Origin of the sequence: Streptomyces sp. GC420 (genome assembly GCF_009916105.1) — a bacterium.
GTDB lineage: Bacteria > Actinomycetota > Actinomycetes > Streptomycetales > Streptomycetaceae > Streptomyces.
Map to the genome: position 1 here is coordinate 1 of NZ_JAAAXQ010000392.1, position 6914 is coordinate 6914.

General features: G+C 68.8%; 7 protein-coding genes and 1 other RNA gene. 7 read left to right on the forward strand and 1 reads right to left on the reverse strand.

Going from position 1 to position 6914, the window contains the following annotated elements; genetic code table 11:
* The first annotated feature begins 47 nt into the window (after positions 1-47).
* On the forward strand, positions 48-1154 hold the full coding sequence (prfB, locus tag GUY61_RS32035; protein WP_166633823.1) for a peptide chain release factor 2: 1107 nt from the start codon (positions 48-50) through the stop codon (positions 1152-1154).
* 345 nt (positions 1155-1499) lie between these two features.
* Positions 1500-2054: an LPXTG cell wall anchor domain-containing protein gene (locus tag GUY61_RS32040; RefSeq protein WP_166633825.1), complete on the forward strand. Its 555-nt coding sequence runs from the start codon at positions 1500-1502 to the stop codon at positions 2052-2054.
* A 103-nt stretch (positions 2055-2157) separates the two neighbouring features.
* On the opposite strand, the gene GUY61_RS32045 is transcribed toward GUY61_RS32040, so the two are convergent.
* On the reverse strand, positions 2158-2358 hold the full coding sequence (locus GUY61_RS32045; protein ID WP_166633828.1) for a hypothetical protein: 201 nt from the start codon (positions 2356-2358) through the stop codon (positions 2158-2160).
* 266 nt (positions 2359-2624) lie between these two features.
* Between GUY61_RS32045 and ftsE the strand changes: the two genes are divergently transcribed.
* The 5 genes from ftsE to ssrA all read left to right on the forward strand — a co-directional run bounded on the left by ftsE (position 2625) and on the right by ssrA (position 6645).
* A complete protein-coding gene (gene ftsE, locus GUY61_RS32050) occupies positions 2625-3314 on the forward strand; it encodes a cell division ATP-binding protein FtsE (RefSeq protein ID WP_166633830.1) in 690 nt (229 codons plus the stop codon).
* Positions 3315-3331: 17 nt separating this feature from the next.
* Positions 3332-4249 (forward strand): permease-like cell division protein FtsX, encoded by a 918-nt coding sequence (gene ftsX, locus GUY61_RS32055; protein WP_166633832.1) that lies wholly within the window; start codon positions 3332-3334, stop codon positions 4247-4249.
* A gap of 105 nt (positions 4250-4354) precedes the next feature.
* Entirely contained in the window at positions 4355-5569 is a 1215-nt protein-coding gene (locus GUY61_RS32060) for a S41 family peptidase (RefSeq protein ID WP_166633834.1), read from the forward strand.
* Positions 5570-5587: 18 nt separating this feature from the next.
* Positions 5588-6067, forward strand: a complete 480-nt coding sequence (gene smpB, locus GUY61_RS32065) for an SsrA-binding protein SmpB (protein ID WP_166633836.1) — start codon at positions 5588-5590, stop codon at positions 6065-6067.
* Positions 6068-6249: 182 nt separating this feature from the next.
* Positions 6250-6645: a transfer-messenger RNA gene (gene ssrA / locus GUY61_RS32070) on the forward strand.
* Positions 6646-6914 lie beyond the last annotated feature (269 nt).

The following is a 6914-nucleotide window of genomic DNA, read 5'->3' on the forward strand; positions in this document are numbered from 1 at the left end:
GGGGAAGGGCGGGGAAGGTCCGGCGCGGCAGCGGTTACGCTGGACCCGTGGCAGTCGTCGATGTATCCGAAGAGCTGAAGTCCCTCTCCTCGACCATGGGGTCGATCGAGGCCGTCCTGGACCTCGACAGGCTGAGGGCCGATATCGCCGCGCTCGAGGAGCAGGCCGCGGCACCGTCGCTGTGGGACGACCCGGAGGCGGCGCAGAAGATCACGAGCAAGCTCTCGCACCTCCAGGCGGAGGTCCGCAAGGCGGAGGCGCTGCGCGGACGGATCGACGACCTGGAGATCATGTTCGAGCTCGCCGAGGCGGAGGACGACTCCGACGCGCGCGCCGAGGCCGAGTCCGAGCTGATCGCCGTGAAGAAGGCGCTGGACGAGATGGAGGTCCGCACCCTCCTGTCCGGTGAGTACGACGAGCGCGAGGCCCTCGTCAACATCCGCGCCGAGGCCGGCGGCGTGGACGCCGCGGACTTCGCCGAGCAGCTCCAGCGCATGTACCTGCGCTGGGCCGAGCGGCACGGCTACAGCACGGAGGTCTACGAGACCTCGTACGCGGAGGAGGCCGGCATCAAGTCGACCACCTTCGTCGTGAAGGCCCCGTACGCCTACGGCACGCTCTCCGTGGAGCAGGGCACCCACCGCCTGGTCCGCATCTCGCCCTTCGACAACCAGGGGCGCCGCCAGACCTCCTTCGCGGGCGTCGAGGTGCTGCCGGTCGTCGAGCAGTCCGACCACGTGGAGATCGACGAGACCGAGCTGCGGGTCGACGTCTACCGCGCCTCGGGCCCCGGCGGCCAGGGCGTCAACACCACCGACTCCGCGGTGCGGATCACGCACATCCCCACCGGCATCGTGGTCTCCTGCCAGAACGAGCGCTCGCAGATCCAGAACAAGGCGAGCGCGATGAACGTCCTCCAGGCGAAGCTGCTCGAGCGGCGCCGCCAGGAGGAGCAGGCCAAGATGGACGCGCTCAAGGGCGACGGCGGCAACTCCTGGGGCAACCAGATGCGTTCGTACGTCCTGCACCCCTACCAGATGGTCAAGGACCTTCGTACGGAGTTCGAGGTCGGAAACCCGCAGGCGGTGCTCGACGGCGAGATCGACGGGTTCCTGGAGGCCGGTATCCGCTGGCGGAAACAGCAGGAGAAGTAGCAGGAGAAGCAGCGGGCGGAGCACCCGTAGCGAATTCGCCGGTGCAAGCGGCGCCGCGAGCGAATTCAGGTTTTGTCGACAAGGCAACTGCCGCCCACCGGGCGGCAGTTGCCTTGTGCGTCACATCGCAGATCCTGACCCCTGGTCAACTCCCTTCATTTCGGGCATCGCTGGCGCAACGAGCTTGACGCCTTTGTGAAAGCTGGGAAAGCTGGGCGCGGCATGCGCATGACCGGCGCGGCCGGTGAGCGGGGGACTTCGAGATCACGACCCCGAACCCCTGTCCAGTCGCCGTTCCGGGCGCGCTGCTCCACTGACGAAACGGCTACTGGGGGTAGCAAACAGATGACCAAGAAGACGCGGCTGCGTGTGGCGCGTATCGCGGCGGGCGCGGTGATCGCCGCGGGCGCTTCGCTGACCGCAGCCGGCGCCGCTCAGGCAGTCGGTGTGAACATCGCGGTCGACAACCAGGGCGCGGAGGTCGGCATCGACGTCGACGACCCGACGACGCCGGACCCGACCGAGATCCCGGAGCCCACGGACCCGGAGCCCACGGAGCCGGAGGACCCGACCGAGGACCCCACCGAGCCGGAGGACCCGACCGAGGACCCCACCGAGGACCCGGGCAACGGTAACGGCGGCGGGAACGGCAACGGCGGCGACGACGCGGGTACCTGCACCGTCGACCTCGACGGCGTGGACTGCACCGACACCGACAACACCGGCACCAACAACATCGGCTCGCAGCCCGTGCAGCAGGGCAAGGCCAAGGAGGAGCTGGCCGAGACCGGTGCGGCCGAGACGACCTTCCTGCTGATCGGCGCCGCGACCATGATCGCCGGCGGCATCGGCTTCCGGATGATGCCGCGCCTCGTGGGCGGCCGTAACACCGTGGCCTGACCGGCACGGATCGTGCCCCGCGGGCCGTTCCCGGCCCGCGGGGCACGAGTGAGGGGCCAGGAGCGCACGCTCCTGGCCCCTCACTCGTACGGCGACGGGCCTCTCAGGCCGTTTGGTGGGCCACCAGCACCAGCGCGGCGACCAGCACCACGAGCAGGGCGATCAGCTGGGGCGGGGTCAGGCCGGACAGCCACGAGAAGGGGTTCTCCTGCTGAAGGCGCTCCCGGTTCGCCCGGCAGACGGGGCAGCGCCCCTCGCTGACCGGGGCCGCGCAGTTGGCGCACACCAGTCGGTCGTAGGTCATGCGCTCTCCTCCTCACCGCGCGGCGGAGCCGCAGTGCAGTCCTCTCCGCACAACGCTCTGGGAAACGCAACCGTTCCCCCTACCACTGTGCCAGCTCGTGGCAAATTCGGCGCGCCCCCGCCGAGGATGCCCCCTTTGTCCTATACGGCAGTGACCAAGCGCACGCAACCGGGCGCCAACCGGGGCCGTCGACTGCGCCTGCGGCTCCGCTTCGCGTATGGTCACGTCACCTACCCGTGATACTCCCGGCAGACCGTGGTGCACCCGTGATCCGATTCGACAACGTCACCAAGACCTACCCCAAGCAGAACCGGCCCGCCCTCCGGGACGTCTCCCTGGAGATCGAGCGCGGGGAGTTCGTCTTCCTGGTCGGCTCCTCCGGTTCCGGAAAGTCGACCTTCCTGCGGCTCATCCTCCGCGAGGAGCGCACCAGCCACGGTCAGGTGCACGTCCTCGGCAAGGACCTCGCCCGCCTGTCCAACTGGAAGGTGCCCCAGATGCGCCGCCAGCTGGGGACGGTGTTCCAGGACTTCCGCCTGCTGCCGAACAAGACGGTCGCCGAGAACGTGGCCTTCGCCCAGGAGGTCATCGGCAAGCCGCGCGGCGAGATCCGCAAGGCCGTCCCCCAGGTGCTCGACCTGGTCGGCCTCGGCGGCAAGGAGGACCGCATGCCCGGCGAGCTGTCCGGTGGTGAGCAGCAGCGGGTCGCCATCGCCCGCGCGTTCGTCAACCGGCCCATGCTGCTCATCGCCGACGAGCCGACCGGTAACCTCGACCCGCAGACCTCCGTGGGCATCATGAAACTGCTGGACCGGATCAACCGCACCGGGACCACAGTCGTCATGGCCACCCACGACCAGCAGATCGTCGACCAGATGCGCAAGCGCGTCATCGAACTCGAAAAGGGCCGTCTCGTGCGCGACCAGTCCCGCGGCGTCTACGGCTACCAGCACTGAAAGGCTGAGAGCACGCCATGCGCGCCCAGTTCGTCCTTTCGGAGATCGGTGTCGGTCTCCGCCGCAATCTGACGATGACCTTCGCCGTCATCGTCTCCGTCGCCCTCTCGCTCGCACTGTTCGGCGGGTCGCTGCTGCTGCGGGACCAGGTCAGCACCATGAAGGGCTTCTGGTACGGCAAGGTCAACGTCTCCATCTTCTTCTGCAACAAGAACGACGCCGAGAGCGATCCCGCCTGCTCGAAGGGCGCGGTCACCGAGGAGCAGAAGCAGGAGATCAAGGCCGAGCTGAGCAAGCTGGACATCGTGCAGAACGTCACGTACGAGTCCAGCGAGCAGGCGTACAAGCACTACAAGGAGCAGTTCGGCGACTCCGCGCTGGCCAGCTCCATCACGCCGGACCAGATGCAGGAGTCGTACCGCATCAAGCTGGACGACCCTGAGAAGTACCAGGTCATCTCGACCGCCTTCCAGGGGCGGCCGGGCGTGCAGTCCGTCCAGGACCAGCGCGACACCGTGGACAGCCTCTTCGAAGTGCTCAACGGCCTCAGCATCGCCGCCCTGGTGGTGATGGCGCTGATGCTTGTCGTGGCCCTGATGCTGATCGTCAACACGGTCCGCGTCTCGGCGTTCAGCCGCAGGAGGGAAACCGGCATCATGCGGCTGGTCGGCGCCTCCAGCTTCTACATCCAGATGCCGTTCATCCTGGAGGCGGCACTGGCCGGGCTCATCGGCGGCGTGTTCGCCTGCGTGATGCTGCTCGTGGGGCGGTACTTCCTCATCGACCACGGGCTCGCCCTCGCCGAGAAGATGTCGCTGATCCAGTTCATCGGCTGGGACCAGGTGATCACCAAGCTGCCGCTGGTGCTGGCCACGAGTCTGCTGATGCCCGCCTTCGCCGGGTTCTTCGCGTTGCGCAAGTACCTGAAGGTCTGAGTCGCGTCCACATGGTCCAAGGCGCCGCGAGCGCCGGAGAGTTGCCGCAGTTACCTGCGCAACATCCGGCCTTGCGGCGCCTCGCCGTGTCCTAGACTCAGCGCCATGCAGGGCCCGGATCTGTTCTCCAGGCCCCGCGGCGGACGCCGCGGGGCGGCCCTCTCATTGGTCTTCGCGAGCATCCTCCTCGCGGGCGCCGCGGGCGGTTCCTGGGACGTGGCGGGCGAGGCCGGCGCCTCGGACCGCCGGCCGCTGAGCAACGACGAACCCGCCGGGGCCGACTCCCCGCGGGATCTGGTCGCGGCCGCCGAGGAGGCCGTCAACGAGGGCCTAGCAGACGGCAAGTCGGGAGCCGAGGCCGCGCAGGCCGCCGAAGAGGTCGTCAGCCGCAGCGGCGACCGCTGGGCCACCGTCTACGACGCCGACGAGTACGAGGAGTTCCGCAAGGCCCTCGACGGCGAGTACACCGGAGTCGGCCTGTGGGCCAAGCGCTCGGCGGACGGCTGTGTCGAGGTCGCCAGGGTCCGCTCCGGCGGCCCCGCCGACAAGGCCGGCATAAGACCCGGCGACCGCATCCTCGCCATCGACGGCAAGGACGTCGGCGACCTGCCCGTCACCGAGGTGCTGGCCCGGCTGCGCGGCGAGTCCGCGACCGGGAGCGGGACCGTGGGCGCCGGCAGCTCCGTCGTCCTCGGCCTCCGCCGTGACGGCAGGACCTGGACCGAGACCCTGCGGCGCGCCCGCATCGACACCGAGTCCGTCACCGTCGACCGCGACTCGGACGGTGTCACCCACATCACGGTGGCCCGCTTCACCACCGGCTCGGGCGAGAAGGTCCGCCGCGCCGTGCGCTCCGCCCCCGAGGGCCGGGGAGTCCTCCTCGACCTGCGCGGTAACTCCGGCGGGCTGGTCACGGAGGCCGTCGTCGCCGCCTCCGCCTTCCTCGACGGCGGCCTCGTCGCCACGTACGACATGCGCGGCGAGCAGCGCGCCCTGTACGCGGAGGGCGAGGGCGACACCCAGCGGCCCCTCGTGACCCTCGTCGACGGCGGCACGATGAGCGCCGCCGAGCTCCTCACCGGGGCGCTCCAGGACCGGGGGCGCTCCGTCGTGGTGGGTTCCCGCACCTTCGGCAAGGGCTCGGTGCAGATGCCCACCGAACTGCCCGACGGCTCGGTCGCCGAGCTGACCGTCGGCCACTACCGCACGCCGGCGGGGCGCACCGTGGACGGCGTCGGCATCACCCCCGACCTTCCCGTCGACTCCCGGGCCGAGGAACGGGCCCGTACGGTATTGAGTGGCCTCGGCACCCCTTCGTAGTGCGAAAATGGCGGCACTATGGCAAAGGAAAAAGGGCGCAAGCTGATCGCGCAGAACAAGAAGGCGCGGCACGACTACCACATCCTCGACACCTACGAGGCGGGACTGGTCCTCACCGGCACCGAGGTGAAGTCGCTGCGTCAGGGGCGGGCCTCGCTGGTCGACGGCTTCGTGCAACTGGACGACCACGAGGCGTGGCTGCACAACGTGCACGTCCCGGAGTACAGCCAGGGCACCTGGACGAACCACTCCGCACGCCGCAAGCGCAAGCTGCTGCTGCACCGGGAGGAGATCGACAAGCTGGCGGCGAAGTCCCAGGAGACCGGTCACACGATCGTGCCCCTCGCGCTGTACTTCAAGGACGGCAGGGCGAAGGTGGAGATCGCGCTCGCCAGGGGCAAGAAGGAGTACGACAAGCGGCAGACCCTGCGCGAGAAGCAGGACCGGCGCGAGGCGGAGCGGGTCATCTCGGCGGTCCGGCGCAAAGAGCGGGCCTGAGGCTGAGGCCCCCGGGCAGCCGGCCCGGAGTGCGAGCCGGCCCGGAGTGCGAGCGGCGCACGGTGCCCGGACCACGGGGCGCGGGGGCGTGCACCGGGAATACGCTGGCACGCGTCCCTGTTGTTCACGTACGATGGGCTCGTACCCCGCAGGACGGGGTGCGGGGTTTGAAAAATCAACATGGGGATGATCGGTTTCGACAGCGGATGTCGAAGCAGGTGAAGCGAGCCGAGGAAGCGGCCATGATCTCGTAAACCACAGGCCGAAAAAAATAATCGCCAATTCCAAGCGCGATAACTCCGAAGCCTTCGCCCTCGCTGCCTGATAAGGCAGTCTGAGCGAACCTTCATTAATGGAGCGTCAGCCCGGGGCTGTTCCCGACCCGGATCCTGGCGTCAGCTAGGGAACTCAACCGTTACTCCCGGTCACGGGGTGTAGCGGGAAAACCAACAGTGACTCAGCCCGTCGGAGACTTGTTCGCGTGATCTCCGGGGCCGAGAAAAGCGAAGCGAACTGCGCTCGGAGAAGCCCTGGTTCTGCACCGTTGGACGCGGGTTCGATTCCCGCCATCTCCACAAAGGCGACAGGCGACGTATGCCCGTGGAAAGCGCGGGCCTGCGTCGCCTTCGTCGTTTCCTGCGAGGCTGCGCCTCGCGTGTGCGGGGGCTTCGCCACCCGCGGCCCCCTCTGGCCGGTGTTGTGGCCGGCGGTGTCGGGGTTGTCCGGCGGCGTGTGCCCGTGGAAAGCGCGGGTGTGCGTCGCCTTCGTCGTTTCCTGCGAGGCTGCGCCTCGTCAAACCAGTGGCCCCGCTGCCGTCCGGCAGCGGGGCCACTGGCGTATGCGTCAG